The sequence below is a fragment of the Pseudoalteromonas sp. SCSIO 43088 genome, from assembly GCF_023650795.1.
GTDB lineage: Bacteria > Pseudomonadota > Gammaproteobacteria > Enterobacterales > Alteromonadaceae > Pseudoalteromonas > Pseudoalteromonas shioyasakiensis.
In genome coordinates, this window is the sequence record NZ_CP072675.1 from 1323307 (window position 1) to 1346419 (window position 23113).

The window sequence follows — 23113 nt, forward strand, 5'->3', positions numbered from 1 at the left end:
TAGAGCATGAGCCTCAATTATCTTGATTTTGAGCTTCCAATCGCAGAATTAGAAGCAAAAATTGAAGAATTACAAAATGTAAGCCGCGCTGGCGAATTAGACCTTGGATTAGAAGAGGAAGTCAGTCGATTAAAAGAGAAAAGTGCTGAAATGAAAGAGAAAATTTTCTCTGAATTAGGTGCTTGGCAGGTTTCTCAGTTAGCCCGTCATCCGTTGCGTCCTTATACTCGTGATTACATCGAGCGCATTTTCACGGAATTTGACGAACTAGCAGGCGACCGTACTTTTGCTAACGATCCAGCTATTTTAGGTGGTGTTGCACGTTTTGAAGGTCAACCAGTGATGGTTATTGGCCAACAAAAAGGGCGTGACACGGCTGAAAAAATTAAACGCAACTTTGGTATGCCAAAGCCAGAAGGTTACCGTAAAGCATTACGCTTAATGGAAATGGCTGAGCGCTTCAAAATGCCAATCATGACTTTTATCGACACCCCAGGTGCATACCCAGGTGTTGGCGCTGAAGAGCGTGGTCAAAGTGAAGCAATTGCGCGTAACCTTAAAGTTATGGCTGCGTTAAAAGTACCAACTATCTGTACTGTTATCGGTGAAGGTGGTTCTGGTGGTGCATTAGCAATTGGTGTGGGCGACCGCGTTAACATGTTGCAATACAGCACTTACTCTGTAATTTCGCCAGAAGGTTGTGCATCAATCTTATGGAAAAGCGCAGACAAGGCACCATTAGCTGCAGAAGCCATGGGTGTAACAGCTGCACGTGTTAAAGAGCTTGATTTAATCAACAACGTAATTGATGAGCCACTTGGTGGCGCACATCGTAATTACGATGCGATGGCGCGTAACCTTAAAAACCAACTTAAGCGTGACCTAGCTGACTTACAAGGCCTTTCACTAGATGAAATGCTTGATCAGCGTTACAAACGTTTAATGTCGTTTGGCTATTGCTAAACACAGCTTAAAATTGAAAAAAGCCGCTTTTGCGGCTTTTTTTGTTTTATAATGCCGATAACAAAGACGCTTGTATACTCATTGGTTTTAAATGCAAACATCAGATTTATACCACCATTTTTTAGCACAATTGCAGCCTTTACTGAACGCTCAGCAAAGTAGCTTTAGCGTTGCCTTATCTGGCGGTGTTGATTCGGTTGTATTGTTACATTTAATAAAACAAGCTCAACAGCAGCACTCAGAACTTAAAATTGAAGCTGTGTATGTTAATCATGGTTTGAGCAAGTATGCTGATAAGTGGCAGGGGTTTTGCCAATCGCTGTGTGAAGAGCTCGATGTCGCATTTAAAGCGGTGCATGTTGAAATTTATGAGCGCTCGCGTACATCACTTGAGGCACAAGCAAGAGAGGCTCGTTACCAAGCACTAGACGAAAACTGTATACCAGGTAGTGTAATACTGCTTGGTCAGCACTTAAATGATCAACTTGAGACCTTCTTACTTCGTCTAAAGCGTGGTTCTGGCTTGCAGGGTTTAGCATCGATGCCACAAACGCGATTGTTAGCGTCTGGGCGTGTATGTTTTAGACCGCTGATTAATATCACTCGTGAGCAAATTGAACAATTTGCCAGTGAATTTGCTATTACCCATATCACCGATGATTCAAATGTTGATGAGCGCTTTGACCGCAATTTTTTACGTCATCAGGTTCTGCCCATTTTAACGGAGCGTTTTCAAGGGTTTGAAAAAAGTGCAGCGCGCAGTATTCGGCTGTTACAAAAGCAGCAATCACTGCTCGATGAATATACGCAAAGTGACCTTGCACAGTGTCAAAATGCGCAGGGTGGGTTAAGTTGCCTGGCAATTGCGCCCTTTAGCCAGCCTAGACAAGCAAACCTTGTGCGTGCGTGGCTGAATCAGTTTACCCATCAACTGCCTTCAGAAAATCAGCTACAGCAAATTATTGAGCAAGGTTTAACGGCCAAAGCCGATGCCCAGCTAAAAATTTGTCTGCAAAGCGGTGATGTTCGTCGTCATCAGCAGCATTGGTACTTTGTGAAAGAGCAGGCAATACCTGAGGCGATGGATATAACTTTGCAGAGCATTGTACTGACAGATGGCCGAACGCTAGCCGTGAAACAGGGCAAGGGTATTAGAAAGCCACGGCAGGATGAGCAGGTACGGGTTGAATTTAATAGGCCGCAAGCGCGTATCAAACCATTGCATAAACCAGGCTCAAACACCTTAAAGCATTGGTTTAAAGATGCCAAAGTAGCTCCTTGGTTACGTGCGCAGACACCACTTATTTTTTATAACGATAAACTTGTGCAAGTTGTTGGCTACTTTGTTAGTGAGCAGCACAGTGTTGATGATGGAATCCTATGGGAGACACTTTATGAGTGAACAACCACATGTTGGTTTATCACTAGTTAATAAAGCACCACTTGGCTTTTTGCTGTCGGTGTTAGTGGCTGTTATTGCTGGTTTTGCTTATACAGAACTGACAATAAACACACTTTTTTATGCGCTTGCTGGCGGCCTTGTTTGCTCGTTATTGCTACTCGGTTACTGGTCTGGTAAAGGCGGTATTTTCTTTATATTGGGCGTGCTAACGCCTTTGGCATTAGTGATGGTATCGCCCCTTACCACCATGGCTGCCTTACTTTACTTACTAAGTGGCTTTTTCTGTGGTTTTTGGTTGGTATTACTTGGTTATAAATTTATGAATAAAAAAGCCTAGCGGGGGATGCTAGAGCGTGTTGATCTTTGCTGTTCACTTTTCAATCAACCCACATTGGTAGCCACATCATGCTAAATGCAAGGGCTACCATCGCTTGGTAATTTCTCGCCAACTTATCATATCGTGTTGATATGGCTCTATATTTTTTAATGTTCATAAACGCATTTTCAACCAAATGCCTCAAGTGATACATGCTCCAATCGATATCGTGGTTACCCGTCTTGTTATTAATTCGCCGTGGTATAACGGGTTTTGCGCCTCTGCAACGAATAAATTCTCTTAGCGTTTCGCTATCGTATCCTTTATCGGCGGCAACGATTGCTGTACCCGATATGCCATCAAGTAGTGATTCGCCATGAACGATATCATTCACGTGGCCACCTGATATTTCAAAGTGAATTGGTAAACCGCCGCTATCAACAGCTAAGTGGATTTTTGTCGTTTTACCACCCCGGCTGCTGCCAATTGCTTCATTTTGGCTGTTACGAATAGTTGTGCAGTCTTGATGAGCTTTGACAATACTACCGTCAATAAAAACCCACTCTGGGTCATGTAAAGAGCTGAGAAATTTAAATATTTCAGCCATCACGCCTTTGCGTGACCACAGGTTGAAACGTCTGAATATCTTACTCCAGCGACCAAACTCCTGCGGAACATCCCGCCAAGGAACACCTGTTCGCATTCGATATAAAATCCCCTCAAGGGTCATTCGGTGTTCCGGTTTTTTGTAAATTCGGCCCGTTAAATACATCACTCGTGATAGTAAATCCCAGGTTTTATCTGTTAGCATTAGTCTCGGCATTTGAGTTCGTTGTTTTGTTTTTTGGCGAAACCATTATAACGCACTCATTTGCCGTTCGTTTTTTATACCGCAAAGATCAACGATGAAATGGTCTCCTCCCTTTCGGCATCGCAATGTGCCAAACTTGGAATTGAACGATTCAAGTAATAAAGCGAGGAGACCGAGATGAATATTACAACAGTTGGATTAGATTTAGCAAAGAATGTGAGTCATGTGGTTTGCTGTAATCAAGTAGGGAAAATTGTTAAGAAAAAAATCCTGAGAAGAAAAGAAATACTGAATTATTTTGCTCAACTAGATGATTGCCTAGTTGGAGTCGAGTCATGTGCCAGTGCACATTACTGGGCAAGAGAGCTCGAAAAACTGGGGCATCGGGTAAAACAAATAGCGCCTCAACACGTAAAGGCTTATGTCAGAGGTAACAAAACAGATTTTAATGATGCATTAGCCATAGCCGAAGCTGTTGTGCGACCAGAAATGCGTTTTGTTAGAACAAAAACCCAAACCCAACAAGATATTCAATCGCTGCATGTACTACGCAAGAAATGTGAGCGAGACAGAACAGCGAATAGTAATGAAATACGAGGCTTATTGTATGAGTATGGGATTGTCATTCCATTGGGAGTACATAATGTTTATAAGGCCTTGCCTGAGTTATACGATAGAGAAGCAAATAATGGGTTGAGTGAGTTGTTCAAGGAATTATTGGAACAACACTATAAAAAGTTGTCAGAGCTTAAAGCGCATCTGGATGTTTATACTCAAAAAATCCATGACTTAAGTAAAGATGATGCCTGTGTTCGATTACAGAGTATTCCGGGTATTGGCCCATTGATTGCCAGTGCGTTTTATCAACATGTGGGCAATGGCAGTGAATTTAACAATGGACGAGCGGTATCAGCTTCCATAGGTTTAGTTCCGAGGCAACATAGTTCCGGCGGTAAACAAAATTTACTGGGTATCAGTAAACGGGGCGATGGGTATTTAAGAACCTTATTGATACACGGTGCCAGAGCCGTTATGCGAGTCAGTGCGAACAAAGATACGCCACTGGCAAAATGGATAAAGCGAATAGAGCAAACGCGAGGCAGGAACAAAGCTGCGGTTGCGCTTGCCAATAAGTTAGCTCGCGTTGGTTGGGCGATATTAAAACACGGCGGTCGTTACAACGATGATTTGGTAACGGCTTAACAATGAATAACGAGTTCACTTCAGAGGATTGCTGAATAAACATCAAGTGATGACAAACAGGTAAAACCGACATATCGAAAACCTGATAGGGCGTGTGAGTTTGATAAACTCGTGTCAACGATAAGGACGATATGTGCGAAGTTCATCGAGGCTCGAAACCAAAGTGTTTCAATTAAGAAGCCGGATATACGAACGCAAACCTATCCCTGTCAAAACTCATTGTTTATTCTTGCAATGTTGGAGGAGACCATATACACGCTCTAGGCTTTCTTTTTATTAAAATGCTCTTGCGCAATTTCTTCCAGCTGCTTTTGCCTTATAAAGCCCTTTGTCAGCACGGGCAAACACTTCGTTTTCGCAGTCTTGGTTATTGGCGAGTGTATAACCAATACTTGATGTAACATCATACTGTGTCATCAAACCTGATTGAGAAACCAAGCTCATAATGCGATCGGCAATTACTTTATTAGTGGTAAATTCAGGATCGTCAATTAACAATGCAAACTCATCTCCACCAAAGCGGAAAATTGAGTCGGTACCGCGCACACTACTGCGTAATACATTGGCAAATTCTTGCAGCACATCATCGCCAATTTTATGACCAAAGTTATCGTTTACTTGTTTAAAGTTATCTAAATCAAGCAGCATTAAACTAAATGGGCGATGTTGACGGCGGCAACGTTCTAGCTTTTGTGCCAAGCTGTCATTAAATTGACTACGATTATTTAAGCCGGTTAAAGCATCTTTAGTCGCTAAACGTAAAACACGGTTATACATAAGTGCATTACGCAGTGGATAAACTAAAGCTGTATGTAGCTGTTTTAATTTCGCTTCAATCGCTTTACCCATAGGGAATTGGCTAAAATAAATTAGCTGCCCTAGTCGTTCACTTTCGATATCTAAATCAAAAGAATACGGCGTTTGACTGGTATCGCTACCAACGCTTTGTGACACTCCGAGTGCAGATTGGAATTGTAATCCAGATAAATTGATCAATTGCTTTGCGTGCTCTGCAAAAATCGTCAAAATACCTTCGATTGATAACGTGGTTTGTAACCTCGCGACCAAGTCATGTGGACTATTCGGTTCACTTATTCGGTAATGCTCTGCCGAAAACGGCAGAAACTCGCCTCGCGCAGACACCCGCTGCGTCAAAATATGGACATTTTCCATGATAATTCTCCCCCCGGAGTGTTTAGATACTCCTACATAGCGAGATTTGTGCCACATTTTTAAACTGGCTGAAAAACAGATGGTTGCTATATTTAAGGTAGGGTACAGCTTTATCATCAAGTAGAAGGGAGTTTATTGCTTGCAAAATGTGCTGATTCAAGTGTTTGGCTTGCTCGTCGCTGCCGTATTATTTGTTTGGTTCTTCAAACGAATTGGTTTACCACCTATTCTTGCTTATCTTGCCACCGGCGTGCTGGCGGGGAGTCATGGTATTGGCTGGATGGCACAAAGTCATGAAATGCACTTTGTTGCCGAGCTTGGCATTGTCTTTTTACTGTTTAGCTTAGGGCTTGAGTTTTCATTGCCGCGTTTAATGGCAATGCGCAATATTGTATTTGGCCTTGGCTCTTTGCAGGTTGTGGTAACCAGCATTGTATTTATGCTTATTTTACTGCTGCTAGAGCACAGCCTTTTAAATAGTTTTACCATTGCCAGTTTAATGGCGCTGTCTTCAACGGCTGTGGTGGTTAAGTTACTTAAAGAATCAGGAGACTTAAACCAGCGCCGCGGCCAATTGGCAATAGGGGTATTGCTGTTTCAGGATATTGCCGTTGTCCCTTTACTCATTGTCTATCCTTTACTGGCTCAAAGTGGCTCTGAAGAAATTGTCGGCGCACTGGCTTTTGCACTTACTAAAGGCGCTTTAGTGTGTGTTTTATTGTTTGGTATAGGTAAATGGATTTTGCCTAAAGTATTTAGTGAAATAGCGCTGGTAAGAACCGATGAGCTATTTATGCTAACGACTTTATTGGTTGCCTTGTTTGCCGCAGGCTTGACTTACCTATTTGGCTTATCGATGGCGTTAGGCGCATTCTTAGCCGGCATGATGTTAGGTGAAAGTCATTATCGTCACCAACTAGAAGCCGACATTAGACCGTTTCGCGACATATTAATGGGGCTATTCTTTGTGACCGTCGGTATGCAGCTAGATGTGCTTTATGTGCTTAATAGCTGGTATTGGATCATCATCGTATTAGTTGGCTTATTGCTATTTAAAATTGCGGTGCTCGCGATTGCGGCGCAAGTGATGGGGGAGCGTAAGCAAGATGCCGTATCGGCGGGCATTATGCTTTGGCAAATGGGGGAATTTGGCTTTGTTTTAATTGCACTTGCTTCGCAGCACTTGTTGATAAGCTCAGAGCAAGCTTCGTTTTTAATTGCAGTTGGCGTACTTTCAATGGCGCTAACGCCTTATCTTATCGAGAAAACACCGCTCATTCTTAAAAAACTCGGCCTTTTAAGCCATGCTGGGCAGTATTGGCAACAGCCTGCTACTAGTAGTCCCTTGTATCAAAATCATGTCGTTATTTGTGGTTTTTCACGGGTTGGGCAAACTGTTGCGCGCTTTTTAAAGCCAGAAGCAATCGAATACGTCGCCGTTGAGAGCAACCCCATCTTATTACAAGAAGCAAAAGCGGCCGGTGAGCCAGTGATATTTGGCCACGTAAATCAAAAAGATATTTTAAAATCAGCGGGCGTAGAGCGGGCAAGGCTAGTCATTATTACCTTTACTGATTTTGAACAAACGCAAATAGTCGTTGATGCGATTAAACAAATTGCGCCCAAAGTAAAAATACTGGTACGAATGCGTGATGATACTGAACTTGAAACCCTCAAAGAACTCGGCGTGACTGAGGTGGTGCCAGAAACCCTTGAAGCAAGTTTAATGTTGGTTTCGCATGTGCTGTATATGTCTGGCGTGCCAATGACACGGATCATTCGCCGTGTAAGTAAAGAGCGGCGCAACCGTTATAAGTTTTTAAATGGCTTTTTCACTGGCGATAAACTTGATGGCGAAGAGGCAAGTTCAGACAGGCTTGAGTATTTACATGTTATAGCGCTGCCAGAACACGCTTATGCGGTAAATCAGAAAATTAGTGAGCTTAAGCTTGAGCAGCGCCGTGTGTCGGTTAGAGCGCTGCGCCGACAAGACCGCGAAATTGACGCGCCTTCATCACAAACAATTTTATTGGCAGGTGATATTTTAGTGTTGCAAGGTAAACCCCGGCGAGTAGAGCGGGTCGAGCGGTTTTTACTCGATGGTATGGAGTAACAATAAGTTACTCCAGCTCTAAAAACTTACGAATTTCAGGTAATTTTTTGAGGCCGTCTTGGTAACCAATTTCTATTAGCTTTTGGGTATAACGTTTTTCGAACAGTAAGTAGCTCGTTAAACTTGATTGTGAACGTTTTTTCACACCGATCATGCGCAATAACAGTTTGATTGCCATGGGCATATCGTCATAAAACTGAGCAGCAATTGCATTAAAGTTTTGCGATGGGTTGATCACGCAAGTTTCGATTTGTTTTAACTCTTGGTGTTTGTCGCGGGCAGGTAACAGGCTCAGTGTGCGATTGATACGCTGTAAGCGCTCTAAATCAGACTGTAGCGTGTCGGTAAAGACGCTATCGAGTAAGTGACCAGCAATATTAGAAAGACCCGGGTAATGAGGCTGATAACCCGGTGGGTGCAATTCTTTTGGTTCATCAACACCAATAATAAAGATTTTTTCAGCACCTAAGTGTACCGACGGGCTCAGTGGTGAAAGTTGGTGAATAGAGCCGTCGCCAAAATAGTGGTTATAAACATTCACACTTGGAAACACCATAGGAATAGCGCTGGATGCCATTAGGTGATCAACATTAATGCGAGTTGCTTGCCCCTCACGTTTTGCTCTGCGCCAGGGCTTTTGTGTCAGTGACTGAAAAAAGGCCACAGAGTCACCCGTGGTATAGCTCGAAGCAGTAATCGAGACTGCATCTAGGTAGTTTTTATGTAAATTCCGTTCAATACGCGATAAATCGAGTATTTCGTGCAGCAGTTTTCGCAGCGGTTTATTGTTCAGCAAACTCGCTGGTGGGTGATTAATATGTTCAGATTGAAAGCTCGTGAGCATATTGCGAGTAATATGCAAAAACACACTTAAAAAGTCGCTTTTATAAACCTGAGAAGTCGAAAAATTCTTCCACACCCATTCAAGTTTTTTGCATGCTAAATGCGCACACGATGCATAACATGCTAACGCAGCGGAATTAATTGCGCCAGCTGATGTCCCATTAATAATAGTAAAGGGCAGCGGTGCTGTGCGAGGCATGCTTTGCGTTATCGCTTTAAGTACACCAACTTGATAAGCCGCTCGCGCGCCACCACCTGTTAGTAATAAAGCGATTTTAGAGTGCTGTGTTTTTTTTAACTTACTGCTCATGGTTGCATTTAAATACTTGTGCGTCTTTACTTTATTTATCAACTGTAAGTCTTTAAGCTAGAAGAAGCAAAGATTAGCTCAAGGCTAAATGTTTTTTTCGTATTTTTTATCTGTTTTATTTTAAGGGAGTGTCTATGTCAGAGCATTCGTCAGAACCTGAAGTACAAAAGGGTTCATCAAATAACAACCTGATTTTTGCGGTGGTTATTCTTCTCCTTGTAGCTGGTGTAGCAGCGTTTATTTTATTGAAACCCGAAGATAAACCAGTTCAAGTTGTAGAAGACATTGTTAGCGAACAAGCGCCAGTTGTTGAGTATCAAGAGCCTGAACCAGAACCTGAAGTGACAGAGCCTGAGCCAGAGCCCGTTGTTGTAGATACTGCACCAGAGCGTACTCCAGAGCCAGTTCCAGACGTTGAGCCACTACCAACGTTAAATGAAAGCGATGATGTGGTGATTGCGCGTATGGATGAAGTACTAAGCGACCAAGTGATGAGCTTAATGGTGACCGATGATCTTATTCGTCGTGGTGTTGTGTATGTTGATAACATTGCAAAAGGTAAAGTGGCATTAAGCCATGCCCCTGTTGAGCGTCCTAAAGAGTCGTTTAAAGTTATTGAGGGCGATATCTTAACAATCGACCCAAATAGCTATGAGCGTTACACGCCGTACGTAAAACTATTTACTAGCCTAAGCGCTGCTCAAGTTATTCGTATGTACGATGAATACAAACCACTTATCAACGAAGCTTATGCAGAAATTGGCTACGAAGGTGATGCATTCACAGGCACGCTAGAAGAGGCGATCGACGTACTGCTTGATACACCTGAGCCAAAAGGTGATATGCCGCTTATTCGTAACTCAGTTACGTATCAATATGCTTACTCAGAGTGGGAAAGTCTACCTGATGCGCAAAAACAATTGCTGCGTATGGGTCCAGAAAATATGAAAAAAGTGAAAGCTGCGCTGCGCAACATTAAAGCTGAACTTGAAAAGTAAGCAATAACCCCCTTAATGACAGTGCGATTGTATACCAAGTATGCAATCGCACTTTCTTTTTCGAATACCCCTTGAATAACAGGCTAAAAGTAGAGATAATCCCTCCCGCGCCAAACAAGGCCCTCAATGGTAGTCTTATTGGTCCTCTCGCAACACTAGCAGGTGAACCTGGTCAGGCCCGGAAGGGAGCAGCCACAGCGTGTGACGTGTGTGCCGAGATGTGGCTGGTAAGACTGCCACCCAAAATCTTCTTTGGGTGTTGTTTGAAGTATAAGTTGACATATTTGTACTAAAAGATGGCATAAATTGGAAGTATAAGGTGGCATAGTCTAGTATTTAACCAAACGGTTATATGGTTGACTCACATGCACAGAAGAAAACTCAAACACTCTCGTGTTAAAAACCTCCATAAATTTGCTAGTCAAAAAAATAAATCTACCTGTTTAGTTGAATCCTCTTTAGAGTTTGATGCTTGTTTTCATTTTGAATTTTCACCATCAATAGCCGCATTTGAAGCACAGCCACTAGGTTACGAATATGAGTTTGATAACCGTACTTGCCGTTACACACCTGACTTTTTACTTACCCACACAGACGGCACGCAAAAATATATAGAAGTAAAACCACAAAGCAAAATTGCTGACGAAGACTTTCGTGCACGCTTTATTGAAAAGCAAACCATAGCTAAGCAAGGTGGGCGCGATTTAATACTGGTTACAGATAAGCAGATCCGTGTATATCCAACACTCAATAACTTAAAGCTGTTGCATCGCTACTCTGGTTTTCAGTCTTTAACAGAGCTGCAAACATCGGTGCTAAAGCTTGTTAAGCAATACGACTCTATTAAAGTGGGTCAGTTAGTTAGCTTTTTAAAAGTAACTGCCGGTGAACTACTTGCTACAGTGCTACGCTTATTATCATTAGGGCAGTTATTTGCCGACTTAACTACAAATGAAATATCGATAGAAACAGCAATTTGGTCTAACAATGTTTAATGACGGGCTGTTTGATGATGAATTTAACCAGCCATTACCAAAAGTCGAAACCAAACCACCTCAAAATTACGCCAAAGATTTACAAGTCCTCCCTGAAAAAATTAAAACAACAACATTTGCTAGACTTAAATATATTCAATGGCTTGAGGCAAATATTCAAGGCGGTTGGACACAAAAAAATCTTGAACCTATATTAAAATTAATGCCCGAAGTTGAGGGGGAAAAGAAGCCCAGTTGGAGAACAGCTGCAAGGTGGTATAGCGCTTATACCAATGCAGATAAAAATATAATGGCGCTAATACCAAGCCACCAAAAAAAGGGTAACAGGGATCGCGATACAGCCACTGATAAGTTTTTTGAAAAAGCGCTTGAGCGTTACTTAGTAAAAGAAAAGCCTTTTGTCTCTTCGGCTTACAAGTTCTATAAAGACTTAGTGACTATTGAAAACGACAGCGTTGTTGGTAGCACACTAAAACCTTTAACATACAAAGCGTTTAAAAACAGAATAGATAACTTACCACAATATGAAGTCATGATTGCTCGTTATGGTAAGCGACTTGCTGATATTGCTTTTAATAAAGTAGAAGGGCATACACGGCCAACCCGAGTACTCGAAAAAGTTGAAATTGACCATACACCGCTGCATCTTATTTTATTAGATGATGAGCTGCATATCCCACTTGGACGGCCAACACTCACCATGTTAGTAGATGTGTATAGCCATTGTATCGTTGGATATTACTTCAGCTTCAGTGAGCCTAGCTACGACGCAGTAAGGCGAGCAATGCTAAATGCGATGAAACCTAAAAGTGAAGTAGCAAAACTATACCCCGATACAATTTATGAGTGGAAGTGTGCTGGCAAAATTGAAACACTCGTTGTTGATAACGGCGCTGAATTTTGGAGTAATAGCCTTGAACTAGCTTGTGAAGAAATAGGTATTAATACTCAATATAACCCTGTCGCAAAACCTTGGTTAAAACCGTTTGTAGAACGCATGTTCGGCACAATTAACACTGAGTTATTAGATCCAGTTCCTGGTAAAACCTTTTCTAACATTTTACAAAAGCATGAATACAATGGCGTTGTTTCCTAAAAGTTTGAACTATCTTGCCAGCCTGTGATCAGATCATCTATATCCTACTAGCCTGTGCAACAACAATGAGCAAAATCACAAACTGGTCTCACTATAATCAAGCCCTCGTTAACCGCGGTAATATTCGCTTCTGGTTTGACGAAAAAGCAACGCGTCATTGGTATAACGAATGTACTCACGGTGGGCGTGGCCGCTCTAATCATTTCTCTGATCTTGCTATTGAAACTTGCTTAACACTCAAAGCTGTCTTTGGCTTATCGTTCAGGGCACTTCAAGGGTTCACACAATCGGTATTATCTTTGATGAAGCTTCCGCTTGAAGCCCCAACCTACAGTTGTCTGTGTAAGCGCAGTGCTGAGTTGAATATTAAATTTCGCAGTAAAGTCCGCACCACTGGATTTGTAGATATTGTAGTTGATAGCACAGGACTTAAGGTGTTTGGCGAAGGTGAATGGCATGCACAGAAGCACCACGTAAAGGCAAGAAAAAAGTGGCGAAAACTGCACCTTGCGGTGGATGCCAACACGCATGATATTGTGGGGGCGCAAATGACGCTCAGTAACGTCACCGACGGCGAGACCCTCCAAGATTTGATAAGACCATTACGTCGGCGTATAGATAGAGTGAGCGCTGATGGTGCTTATGATAGCCGCCGCTGCTATGCAGAAATAACTGAAAAAGGCGCGATACCTGTTATCCCGCCGAGAGAGAATGCACGCCTGTGGACTGATAAGCATCCACGCAATGAGGCTGTCATGTTGTGCAATAAGTTAGGAATCACACAATGGAAAAAGCTCAGTGGATATCATGTTCGCTCATTAGCAGAAACAGCGATGTACCGTTTTAAACAGTTGATGGGGGCTAAGCTAAATGCGCGTGATTACAATCGCCAACTGGTTGAAGCGATGATCAAAGTGAAGGCGCTAAATAAGATCAACACCCTTGGTCTGCCTAAATATCAGTAAGTTAAGTGAATTTGTTAGAGAGTTGCATTTGATCAACAAGGCCGAATACAATCCCAAAAAAGATGCAATCATGCGTTTTACGACCTTTATGCAGTTATTTCATAAATGGGTAGTAGACGTTTACCATCAAGATGCCGACAGTCGCTTTAATTACGTACCGAGTCAGTTGTGGGAGCAAGGGTTTAATACGTTACCCCCAGCAGTTCTTAGTAACGACGACCTTCAACAGCTAGATGTAGTGCTGAGTATTTCAAATCATCGGGTGCTTCGTAAAGGTGGAATAAGGCTAGAAAACTTAAGCTACGACAGTACTGAACTTGCCGACTATAGAAAGCAATTTAGCCACAAGGTATCTCAAGAAGTTTTAATTAAATTAAACCCAGATGATATCTCTTATATATACGTTTACCTCGATAAGCTAGAGCATTACATAAAAGTGCCATGCATAGATCCAAACGGTTACACCCAAAATTTAAGTTTGAATCAGCACAAAATAAATATACGTATTCATCGCGATTTTATTTCGGGCTCTATTGATAATGTTGGCTTAGCAAAAGCCCGTATGTTTATTCATAATAAAATACAAGAAGAAATTGCAGAGTTAAAAGCTGGACCAAAACACTCAAAAGTAAAAGGGGGTAAAGCGTTAGCTAAGCATCAAAATGTAAATAGTGAATCGCAGAAATCAATTGCTCAGAGCGAGCCAGTAGAACCCAAAAAGGTTACACCTAAAGAGCAACCAACTGACAGCTGGGATGACTTTATCTCAGACCTTGATGGATTTTAATTATGCTGACCGACAAACAAGAAGAAAAGCTTAATGAATTTCGCGATGTATTTATTGAATACCCAATAATAACCACTGTATTTAACGACTTCGACAGGTTAAGACTAGGTAATGGATTAGTGGGTGAAAAGCCCTGCATGCTTTTAAATGGCGATACAGGCACAGGTAAAACAGCACTAATAAAACAATATAAAGAACGCTATTTACCGCAATTTATTAATGGTGTGATGAACCACCCTGTATTAGTCAGCCGCATACCTAGTAACCCGACACTAGAATCGACTTTAGCCGAGCTTCTTAAGGACTTAGGGCAAGCGGGTAGCACAGAGCGGAAACTGCGAGTAAATGGTACTCGGTTAACGACTTCATTAATAAAATGCCTAAAGACGTGTGGCACAGAGCTTATAATTATTGATGAGTTTCAGGAGCTAATTGAACACAACCAAGGTAAAAAACGCCGCGAGATTGCTAATCGATTAAAATACATTAACGATGAAGCGGGTGTATCAATTGTCTTGGTAGGTATGCCGTGGGTAGAAAAAATAGCAGACGAGCCTCAATGGTCATCGCGTTTATTAGTACGGCGGCAGCTGCCTTATTTTAAATTATCAGAAAACCCAAAGTATTTTGTGCAGTTAATAATTGGCTTAGCCAACCGAATGCCATTTACCGAAAAACCAAATTTAAGTGAGCAAGCAACAGCATTTGCTTTGTTCTCAATTTCAAAAGGTTGCTTTAGAACATTAAAATACTTTTTAGATGATGCCGTACTTTATGCATTAATGGGGCCTTGTTGATCAAATGCAACTCTCTAACAAATTCACTTAACTTACTGATATTTAGGCAGACCAAGGGTGTTGATCTTATTTAGCGCCTTCACTTTGATCATCGCTTCAACCAGTTGGCGATTGTAATCACGCGCATTTAGCTTAGCCCCCATCAACTGTTTAAAACGGTACATCGCTGTTTCTGCTAATGAGCGAACATGATATCCACTGAGCTTTTTCCATTGTGTGATTCCTAACTTATTGCACAACATGACAGCCTCATTGCGTGGATGCTTATCAGTCCACAGGCGTGCATTCTCTCTCGGCGGGATAACAGGTATCGCGCCTTTTTCAGTTATTTCTGCATAGCAGCGGCGGCTATCATAAGCACCATCAGCGCTCACTCTATCTATACGCCGACGTAATGGTCTTATCAAATCTTGGAGGGTCTCGCCGTCGGTGACGTTACTGAGCGTCATTTGCGCCCCCACAATATCATGCGTGTTGGCATCCACCGCAAGGTGCAGTTTTCGCCACTTTTTTCTTGCCTTTACGTGGTGCTTCTGTGCATGCCATTCACCTTCGCCAAACACCTTAAGTCCTGTGCTATCAACTACAATATCTACAAATCCAGTGGTGCGGACTTTACTGCGAAATTTAATATTCAACTCAGCACTGCGCTTACACAGACAACTGTAGGTTGGGGCTTCAAGCGGAAGCTTCATCAAAGATAATACCGATTGTGTGAACCCTTGAAGTGCCCTGAACGATAAGCCAAAGACAGCTTTGAGTGTTAAGCAAGTTTCAATAGCAAGATCAGAGAAATGATTAGAGCGGCCACGCCCACCGTGAGTACATTCGTTATACCAATGACGCGTTGCTTTTTCGTCAAACCAGAAGCGAATATTACCGCGGTTAACGAGGGCTTGATTATAGTGAGACCAGTTTGTGATTTTGCTCATTGTTGTTGCACAGGCTAGTAGGATATAGATGATCTGATCACAGGCTGGCAAGATAGTTCAAACTTTTAGGAAACAACGCCCATTAATGGATAACGCGAAAACCCTCACAACCAAGCATTTAGTTAAAGCATTTGATGTTCTATACCCAGAAGTACCAAACCTATTTACGTTGCCAGTTGAAGAAATTACAGCAAGCGAAGTTGAGCGCTATTCACTATACAAACCTGAAAGCGCCCAAGATGAAGATCCGTTTATAGCAACCAAGTTTACTGACAAGATGCCGATTAGTCAGTTGTTGAAGAAGTGAAGTGCTATGAATAGAGTGTATGAAATTTAGAGTTACTTGTGTTACTTATTGAATAGAAATATAAGAATAGGGATGTATAAATGAGTGAAGTAAATTTTCTATCGGCATTTATAAAAAGAACAGATGGAATTAAAAATCCAGAATTAATTAGTATTGATGATCCGGAAAAAGGTGAAAATGAAAGTTACTTATCACTAATTTCAAGTATTAGTAACTTACTTGATTTTGATAACTTAGTTATCTTAGCTGGTTCTGGAACCTCATTAACATTTCAAGGTATTGCTCCAAGTATGGGGCAACTATGGGAAAAATGTAAAGAACAAGATCCTGATAAATTTCAAGATGTTCTTGATGCAGTAAAGTATGATGAAAACCAGAAAAAAAGAGATTCAAAAACAAATGAGCCGTGGAATGATATCGAATTATTATTATCATTGTGTGATCAATATATTGCTTTGTTTCCAGATTCAGCAAAAACCGGAGAGCTTACTTCTTTCTTAAATCAATCCAAAACAGTTATCTTAAACGCAACTAACTTTACGGATAAAATAAATTCAAATGATTGGTTTTCTCATGATAAATTCATTCGAACTTTAGGTCGAAGAAGTCCAAAGCAGCAAAGACTTAAATTATTTACAACTAATTATGATTTGGCATTCGAACATTCTGCTTCAAATACAGGTTTTGTTGTTGTAGACGGTTTTGATTTTTCATCCCCTAGTTACTTTAACCCTGCCTGGTATCGCTATGATATTGTTGATAGAAGTGGGCACTCTAAAAGTCCAAATTCATATATCCCAAATGTTATTCAGCTTTATAAAATGCATGGCTCTGTTAATTGGACTCGTGAAAATGGACGAGTTAAAAAAGTAGACTATAAAGCAAAAATTGATGAGCCTGTTTTTATTTACCCGAGTAGCTCTAAATATCAAACCTCTTATGATTCACCTTATTTAGATATGATGTCGTCATTTCTAAATAGCGTCCAACAACCTAAAACGGCATTAATATGCCTTGGTTTTGGGTTTAATGATAAGCATATTAATAATGCTGTGACGATGGCTTTAAGGACTAATGCGGAATTTAACCTTCTAGTTGCAACAAAAGATTTATTTATTGAAAGCGGATCATTTAATCCCGAGATAAGAGATTTGTTAGATCAGGCTATTCAGCATGGGGATAAAAGAATTTCACTAATTGATGGCACTTTCGGGCAATTTTCCGAATTGCTACAAGAACGTCGAAAAGAGACTCCAGAAGAAAAGTTATTTAAAACCTTTGAATCAATTGCTGGAAATATTAACCCAAAGAAGTTGGATGATAATGAGTTTTAATGAATGGTTTTCACCCTTTGATACTAATAGAAGAGTTGGTAGTGTTATCAATATTTCGCCAGCAGAAATTACAGTCAATCTATCAGATGCAGGTTCTGGAGAAGCAAGGTGGTACTTAGGAGATCGCGTAGGTGCTGGTGAAGTTAATGAATTTATATTTATTGATTGTGGTCAAACAGCAGTACTAGGCCGGTTAGTTCAAGTTTGGCTTGATGGCGCTGAGAGGCTATCGGTAGATGCTATGACTATTGATAATGGTTTGAATAATCCTGTAGGAATTATTCAATTATTAACAAGTATTAACCCTGCGACAGGAGTTATTTACCGTGGAATCAAAAATCACCCTAGACTAGGGAGCCAAATATATTCAGCTCATCCAAAATTAATATCTATCCTTGCTGAAGGAGACTCGAAAGAAAGTGAAGTAAAACTGAATTTAGCAGAGCTGCCATACGATTGTGCCGTCAACATAACAGTTACCCCTGATAAGCTATTTGCTAGGCATTGCGCAGTTTTAGGAGCTACAGGTGGTGGTAAAAGTTACTCAATGTCTAGATTGCTTCAAGAAGTACAGAGACATGGAGGGAGGGCAATATTGTTAGATCCAACAGGAGAGTACTCTGAGTTAGATTGTGATACATATTATGTCGGTAATCATGAAAAAGCTAATTCTAGTAATTCTGTTACCTTTCCTCATTGGAAGCTCCCTGAATCTGATATATTTGCTTTTTTGCGCCCATCAGCGCAGACACAAATGCCCAAGTTGAGTTCAGCTATACTTAGTCAGCGTATAGTACGACGTTATTATAATAATTATGGTGGTATAAAAGTTACTGATAATCATATTTTAGTTAAATCAGGCCAGAAAAAAGAACCATTTAACAATGCACTGAACTTTATTGAAAAAGATTTAAAATCTGAAAGGTGGTGCTTTAAACATTTGGCAGAGCAAATAGCTCAAGAGTGTGTTTGGCCAACAGGGAAAAAGGCTGGTTCAGGCTACCCAAAAGAAATTGATGAAACAATATGGGGAGATCCTTCAGATAATGAGTTGGGTTATTGTATGAGTCTTATATCAAGAATAAGAGCATACTCTGAAAATCCCTATTTAAAGTGGTTAATTGACCCTGACATAAGGCAAGATATACCTTCCCTTCTTGATAACTATAGCTCTTCAAACTCAAATAATAAAATCTTGCGGTTAGATTTATCAGCAGTTCCTTTTGAAGCTAATAGTCGCGAAATCCTTGTAAATGCTATTGGTCGTAAATTGATGGACCTAGCCAGAAATGGGGTTATTAGCCATAGTAACCCGATGCTAGTTTTCATAGATGAAGCACACCAGTTTCTCAATAAAACAATAGGTGATGAATCTAGCTCAATAAATTTAGATTCTTTTGGCAATATCGCAAAAGAAGGTCGTAAATATGGGCTGAATGTGGTTATTGCAACTCAGCGACCGAGAGATATCCCTGAAGATGTATTAAGCCAGATAGGTTCTTTAATTGTCCACAGGCTTACAAATTTTCATGATCAAGAAGTGGTTAAAAGAGCTGTAGGCACAATGGATCAAAGATCTGCGTCTTTTCTTCCAACATTAAGTCAAGGCGAGGCTTTACTCCTAGGTATAGACTTCCCTTTTCCTATGACAGTTAAAATGAAAAAGCCAACAATTAAGCCAACATCTAAAAGTGCCGATTACTCGATGGCCTGGAAACAAAAGGAAGTTAAGTGCCGAATAGGAATTGTTGATTATTTGGAAATTCCAGATGAATTTACGGATGAATTTGAAAGTTTAGATATTGAATATATGCCTCAAGAAGGAGCTACTGGTGATATGATTTATAGTTATTACTTTGAAGTACCTTCTGATGCCTCAACTGAGCTGCTTGAAATAATGGATTGGGAAATAGGGCAAGTAATTAGTGATATTCCTGCTGAACTATTTGAAAATAATGATTTTAGTTAGCTTAACTTTTATTACTAAATGTAAATCATTGAGGGTTTTAAGAAGTAACTTCAAAAAGAATTTTTGCCTTTACTTAAAAACTAAAATATCCTTAGTACACTTATAGGTTAGATACTAAGAGAATCTTAGCAAGATATAATTAATAGCTAAGGTTCACATGGAAACTCCAACACCTTCACGCCTAAAATCTGCAAGAAAGGCAGCAGGCCTTACTCAGCAACAGCTAGGTATGGCATTAGGCATGGAGCCAAACACGGCTAGTGCCCGCATGAACCAATACGAAAAAGGTAAACACGCTCCCGATTTTTTAACCATGAAACGCATTGCTAAAGAGCTTGATGTGCCAGTTGCTTATTTTTATTGTGAAAATGAAAGGATTTCTAACTTATTGTTAATCCTTCACCATTTAGATGAAGGGCAATTTTTACAAACAGAGCTTTTTCTAAATAGTTTGAAAAAGTTAGGCTAAAGTATTGATGGTTTCTTCATTGTGTTGTAGTGTTTCTATGTCTTTAGCTTGGACTTAATCTAGTCTAGTCGGGCGATTCGCCAGACTCAAAGCGATTGGTTAGTTTTTCGGTTGCGTAATACTACAACGCGGCTTTTCCATTCGTACCTCACTTCAAAGGCGCGTTGTAGCATTACGCTTCCTTTAGTAAAGACATTAAGATGCCACTAATTCTAGTGGCATCTAATTGAGATTTTTCAGTGAATTATAAAGTTATTGATAAACTAATAAGTGAATTAGGAAAACTACCTGAAGTAAACTCCCTTTCAGATTTGCAAGTAGATTATGCAGAACAATTAACTTATTTCAAAAAAGCGCCTAAAACGTATAAATGTTATCAAATACCTAAAAATAGTGGGGGGTTCCGTCTAATAGCTAACCCGCCCTTTGCTTTGAAGGTTGTTCAGAGGTTATTAATAAAAATTTTAGAGGAACGTTTTTTTATTTCTGATTGCGCTCATGCATATGAAAAAAAAAGAAGCATAAAGAGCAATGCACTTTGCCATGTTAATTCCCGATTCCTATTAAAAATGGACTTAAATAATTACTTCAATAGCATTGATGAAGATCTATTATATTCATTATTTACTCGAGCTTACCCTGAAATTTCAAAGCAAGAAATTGATATCATAAATCATATTTTACTTTGGGAAAAAGGAACTAAGTTATGTTTGAGCGTTGGGGCTCCAAGTTCTCCATACTTATCGAATGTTATAATGTACGACTTTGATGAGGAATTAAAAAGTGAATGTTTAAAGCGGAAAATAAAATTTACCCGTTATGCTGATGACTTAACTTTTTCAACATCTGAGAGAGAACAATTATTTCAAGTGCCTCATATTGTTGAAGAGCTGTTGGAAAAATACTTTTCTACTAAACTAATTGTTAACTATAAAAAAACTAAGTTTAGTTCCAAAGCTCATAACCGGAGAGTCACAGGTGTAACATTAACAAATAATGGCTCACTTTCATTAGGAAGAGAAAGAAAACGACACATTCGTGCGATGGTTCATAATTATTTCCATGGTAAGTCTTCTATTGAAAATGTTATTAAGCTTCAAGGGTATTTAGCTTTATCAAAAAATATAGAACCTAAATTTTTCAATAGTCTAAAAGAAAAATATGGTAATGACATAATTCCTAGAATTCTAAGAGTAAGGAAACCTGATGAGTAAAAATGAGACAAATACTCTTAAGTTGTTTGAACGCTACCAATCTGAAAATAATCCAATTGAAAAGAACAGCTATTTAAAGCAGTTACTTGAAAGAGCCAATGCTAAACCAAAACTTAAGAGTTTAACAATCAAGGATTATAGAAATTTTAGTAATGGCACGCTAAAGTTTCCTGATAGTGATTTTATTGTAATTTGTGGCGTAAACGGTGCAGGCAAAACTAGTTTAATTAGGGCAATTGCCGCTTCACTCTCATGGCTATTTAATAGAATCCATTTGAATGGAGGAAGAGGTTGGAATGGAAGGCAAGAGGATATTAGTTTATTTAATAATTCTAAATTTTGTACAACTAGTTTGACCATAGATGTGCTTAAACGTTTAACTAACATTGAAATTAACAAAGCTTTTGATGAATTTGAAAAGGTATCAAGCAATGTTTCAGAAGCAACAGACATTGGAAATATTTATAAGCACCTGAAGTCAAATAATAAATCAGTGAACACCCCCCTCTTCGAATATTACTCGTTGGACAGGAATAACCTTTTTAAAGAACCATCACAAAGTGAATACGCTAAAGCAAAAGAAGCAACTCCAAGTTTTGGGGCCCCAATTAATTTACCCTCAACAATGGTTTGGTATAAAAAAGCTTATGATAGATATAAGGATACTGAATTAACGTCTACTAAAGCCTCATTAAAAGAGCTTTTTGAAATGCTTGTCGCTGCAGAGAGCAGTGATGACATTGCTCTCATTACCAATGAGATTAATAAGTTGAAGAGTTCAGATAAGCAATTTTCAAAGGATTTTTCTGAACAAGTAGTGAATGATATAAACTATATTGTTCATGGTTTTATTAGTGGTGTAACTGAAGTTCTCTTTACATATGAAAACGAAACAAGGTTAACTTTTATCAAAAATGATAAAAAAATCTTCTTCGATCAATTATCTCATGGTGAACAAGCGGTTTTTGCATTACTTGTTGATATTTATAGAAAGCTCTCGTCAAGAAATATTGGTGACCCTAAAAAAGGTAGTGGTATAATCTTGATTGACGAGTTAGATCTTCATTTACATCCAGAATGGCAGAGAAAAATAGTCAAATTCTTACCAAACATTTTCAAGAACTGCCAATTTATAGTTGCGACTCACTCAGCTCAAATTATTGGTGAAGTGAAGCCTGATTCAGTAATTGTGTTAAAGAATGACCCTTCAGGAATTACAAGCTGGCATCGAGCTGATAGAACTCTTGGTGTTTCAAGTAATGAAATATTAAATGAAATTATGAGCTCATCTGATCAACTCTCAATTAACACTGAGAGCTTAGAAAAATATATAGAAGTAGAAAAGTATATCAATAATGGAGATTTTTCTACTGCAAAGGTGAAGATTAAAGAATTAGAAGATATATTTGGTGAGACACCTGACTTAATTCGCCTAAAATTTGAGTTAGAACTTTCGGACATGGATTTTGATCAAAGTTAATAAAACAACAAAAATTCCAAGGGCTTTTGTCGAATATAGTCAGAGTAAAGATGCATCTTTCGACAATATGACAAAACAAGCTAAGGATGCACTAAGAAAATCTTTATTAGAAGAACAAAAGTTCATTTGTGCTTACTGCAACTGTTCGTTAAAAAATGATCCCTTAAAAACGAAAATTGAACATTTTAAGCCTCAATCTACATACCCTGATTTGCAGCTACAGTATTCAAACCTATTTGTTTGTTGTTTGGGCATTCATAAAAATGATACAGAGCAAACTTGTGATACTCGTAAAGGAAACTCATCACTTAAGTATAGTCCAATAGAAAACAAAATCAGTCAGATAATAAAATATGAAGAAACAACAGGAAAAATCGAGAGCACAGAGGAAGATTTTTCGGATCAGCTCAATGATGTTTTGAACTTAAACTTTAAAATCTTAGTTAGCAATCGAAAAACTGTTTTAGACACACTTAGGAGCAATTTGAAAAGCAAAGGTAAAGCCAATATAGACTTTAGAAGGATTAGAGATAATTTGATTCAAAAAGATAATCTCCAAGGTTATATTGGAATTGTCTTAGCTTATTTAAATAAAAAAATTAACTGAGATTTGCTTTTAATTTTTGAATTTGTGCA

22 protein-coding genes and 1 other RNA gene are annotated in these 23113 nt (G+C 39.6%); 19 read left to right on the top strand and 4 right to left on the bottom strand.

Annotated elements, in window-relative coordinates; translation table 11 throughout:
• Positions 1-6 precede the first annotated feature (6 nt).
• From accA to J8Z28_RS06055, 3 genes are all read left to right on the top strand, one after another.
• The gene (gene accA / locus J8Z28_RS06045) at positions 7-963 is read left to right on the top strand and encodes an acetyl-CoA carboxylase carboxyl transferase subunit alpha (RefSeq protein WP_054553102.1); all 957 of its coding nucleotides are present in this window, start codon (positions 7-9) and stop codon (positions 961-963) included.
• A gap of 91 nt (positions 964-1054) precedes the next feature.
• Positions 1055-2365 (top strand): tRNA lysidine(34) synthetase TilS, encoded by a 1311-nt coding sequence (tilS, locus tag J8Z28_RS06050; RefSeq protein ID WP_250660069.1) that lies wholly within the window; start codon positions 1055-1057, stop codon positions 2363-2365.
• Complete coding sequence (locus J8Z28_RS06055; protein ID WP_105175187.1) at positions 2358-2702, top strand: hypothetical protein; 345 nt, start codon at positions 2358-2360, stop codon at positions 2700-2702. The genes tilS and J8Z28_RS06055 overlap by 8 nt, the downstream gene beginning before the upstream one ends.
• 40 nt (positions 2703-2742) lie before the next feature.
• Here the strand turns inward: J8Z28_RS06055 and J8Z28_RS06060 are convergent, their stop codons facing one another.
• Positions 2743-3504 carry an IS5 family transposase gene (locus J8Z28_RS06060; protein WP_057788733.1) on the bottom strand — a complete coding sequence of 254 codons (762 nt, stop codon included), beginning with the start codon at positions 3502-3504 and terminating at the stop codon, positions 2743-2745.
• Positions 3505-3669: 165 nt separating this feature from the next.
• Between J8Z28_RS06060 and J8Z28_RS06065 the strand changes: the two genes are divergently transcribed.
• Positions 3670-4695 (top strand): IS110 family RNA-guided transposase, encoded by a 1026-nt coding sequence (locus J8Z28_RS06065; protein WP_250659740.1) that lies wholly within the window; start codon positions 3670-3672, stop codon positions 4693-4695.
• A 276-nt stretch (positions 4696-4971) separates the two neighbouring features.
• Here the strand turns inward: J8Z28_RS06065 and J8Z28_RS06070 are convergent, their stop codons facing one another.
• Complete coding sequence (locus J8Z28_RS06070) at positions 4972-5868, bottom strand: GGDEF domain-containing protein (RefSeq protein WP_105181533.1); 897 nt, start codon at positions 5866-5868, stop codon at positions 4972-4974.
• A 139-nt stretch (positions 5869-6007) separates the two neighbouring features.
• On the opposite strand from J8Z28_RS06070, the gene J8Z28_RS06075 reads away from it, so the two are divergent.
• Entirely contained in the window at positions 6008-7981 is a 1974-nt protein-coding gene (locus tag J8Z28_RS06075) for a monovalent cation:proton antiporter family protein (RefSeq protein WP_138624638.1), read from the top strand.
• A gap of 7 nt (positions 7982-7988) precedes the next feature.
• Here J8Z28_RS06075 and J8Z28_RS06080 read toward each other — a convergent pair whose 3' ends face one another.
• The gene (locus J8Z28_RS06080; RefSeq protein WP_063706888.1) at positions 7989-9134 is read right to left on the bottom strand and encodes a patatin-like phospholipase family protein; all 1146 of its coding nucleotides are present in this window, start codon (positions 9132-9134) and stop codon (positions 7989-7991) included.
• Between the two features lie 134 nt (positions 9135-9268).
• On the opposite strand from J8Z28_RS06080, the gene J8Z28_RS06085 reads away from it, so the two are divergent.
• The 7 genes from J8Z28_RS06085 (at position 9269) to J8Z28_RS06115 (ending at position 14772) form a co-directional block, all read left to right on the top strand.
• Positions 9269-10132, top strand: a complete 864-nt coding sequence (locus J8Z28_RS06085) for a DUF3014 domain-containing protein (RefSeq protein ID WP_250660070.1) — start codon at positions 9269-9271, stop codon at positions 10130-10132.
• Between the two features lie 136 nt (positions 10133-10268).
• Positions 10269-10365, top strand: an RNA gene (gene ffs, locus J8Z28_RS06090) — signal recognition particle sRNA small type.
• Between the two features lie 132 nt (positions 10366-10497).
• Positions 10498-11127 (top strand): TnsA endonuclease N-terminal domain-containing protein, encoded by a 630-nt coding sequence (locus tag J8Z28_RS06095; RefSeq protein ID WP_250660071.1) that lies wholly within the window; start codon positions 10498-10500, stop codon positions 11125-11127.
• Positions 11120-12223, top strand: coding sequence for a TnsB C-terminal domain-containing protein (locus J8Z28_RS06100; RefSeq protein WP_250660072.1), 1104 nt, complete (start codon positions 11120-11122; stop codon positions 12221-12223). The genes J8Z28_RS06095 and J8Z28_RS06100 overlap by 8 nt, the downstream gene beginning before the upstream one ends.
• 65 nt (positions 12224-12288) lie before the next feature.
• Positions 12289-13188, top strand: coding sequence for an IS5 family transposase (locus J8Z28_RS06105; RefSeq protein ID WP_250659373.1), 900 nt, complete (start codon positions 12289-12291; stop codon positions 13186-13188).
• Positions 13189-13258: 70 nt separating this feature from the next.
• Positions 13259-13975: a Mu transposase C-terminal domain-containing protein gene (locus J8Z28_RS06110; RefSeq protein ID WP_250660073.1), complete on the top strand. Its 717-nt coding sequence runs from the start codon at positions 13259-13261 to the stop codon at positions 13973-13975.
• A 2-nt stretch (positions 13976-13977) separates the two neighbouring features.
• The gene (locus J8Z28_RS06115) at positions 13978-14772 is read left to right on the top strand and encodes a TniB family NTP-binding protein (RefSeq protein ID WP_250660074.1); all 795 of its coding nucleotides are present in this window, start codon (positions 13978-13980) and stop codon (positions 14770-14772) included.
• 32 nt (positions 14773-14804) lie between these two features.
• Here J8Z28_RS06115 and J8Z28_RS06120 read toward each other — a convergent pair whose 3' ends face one another.
• On the bottom strand, positions 14805-15704 hold the full coding sequence (locus J8Z28_RS06120; protein ID WP_250659373.1) for an IS5 family transposase: 900 nt from the start codon (positions 15702-15704) through the stop codon (positions 14805-14807).
• Positions 15705-15789: 85 nt separating this feature from the next.
• Here J8Z28_RS06120 and J8Z28_RS06125 point away from each other — a divergent pair, with 85 nt between their 5' ends.
• From J8Z28_RS06125 to J8Z28_RS06155, 7 genes are all read left to right on the top strand, one after another.
• Positions 15790-16011 carry a hypothetical protein gene (locus J8Z28_RS06125; RefSeq protein ID WP_250660075.1) on the top strand — a complete coding sequence of 74 codons (222 nt, stop codon included), beginning with the start codon at positions 15790-15792 and terminating at the stop codon, positions 16009-16011.
• Positions 16012-16091: 80 nt separating this feature from the next.
• The gene (locus J8Z28_RS06130) at positions 16092-17345 is read left to right on the top strand and encodes an SIR2 family protein (protein ID WP_250660076.1); all 1254 of its coding nucleotides are present in this window, start codon (positions 16092-16094) and stop codon (positions 17343-17345) included.
• Positions 17335-19314: an ATP-binding protein gene (locus J8Z28_RS06135; protein ID WP_250660077.1), complete on the top strand. Its 1980-nt coding sequence runs from the start codon at positions 17335-17337 to the stop codon at positions 19312-19314. The genes J8Z28_RS06130 and J8Z28_RS06135 overlap by 11 nt, the downstream gene beginning before the upstream one ends.
• A gap of 157 nt (positions 19315-19471) precedes the next feature.
• Entirely contained in the window at positions 19472-19783 is a 312-nt protein-coding gene (locus J8Z28_RS06140) for a helix-turn-helix domain-containing protein (RefSeq protein WP_250660078.1), read from the top strand.
• 239 nt (positions 19784-20022) lie between these two features.
• A complete protein-coding gene (locus J8Z28_RS06145; protein WP_250660079.1) occupies positions 20023-20997 on the top strand; it encodes a retron St85 family RNA-directed DNA polymerase in 975 nt (324 codons plus the stop codon).
• Positions 20990-22477, top strand: coding sequence for an AAA family ATPase (locus tag J8Z28_RS06150; protein ID WP_250660080.1), 1488 nt, complete (start codon positions 20990-20992; stop codon positions 22475-22477). The genes J8Z28_RS06145 and J8Z28_RS06150 overlap by 8 nt, the downstream gene beginning before the upstream one ends.
• The gene (locus J8Z28_RS06155) at positions 22464-23084 is read left to right on the top strand and encodes a retron system putative HNH endonuclease (RefSeq protein ID WP_250660081.1); all 621 of its coding nucleotides are present in this window, start codon (positions 22464-22466) and stop codon (positions 23082-23084) included. The genes J8Z28_RS06150 and J8Z28_RS06155 overlap by 14 nt, the downstream gene beginning before the upstream one ends.
• Positions 23085-23113: the final 29 nt, after the last annotated feature.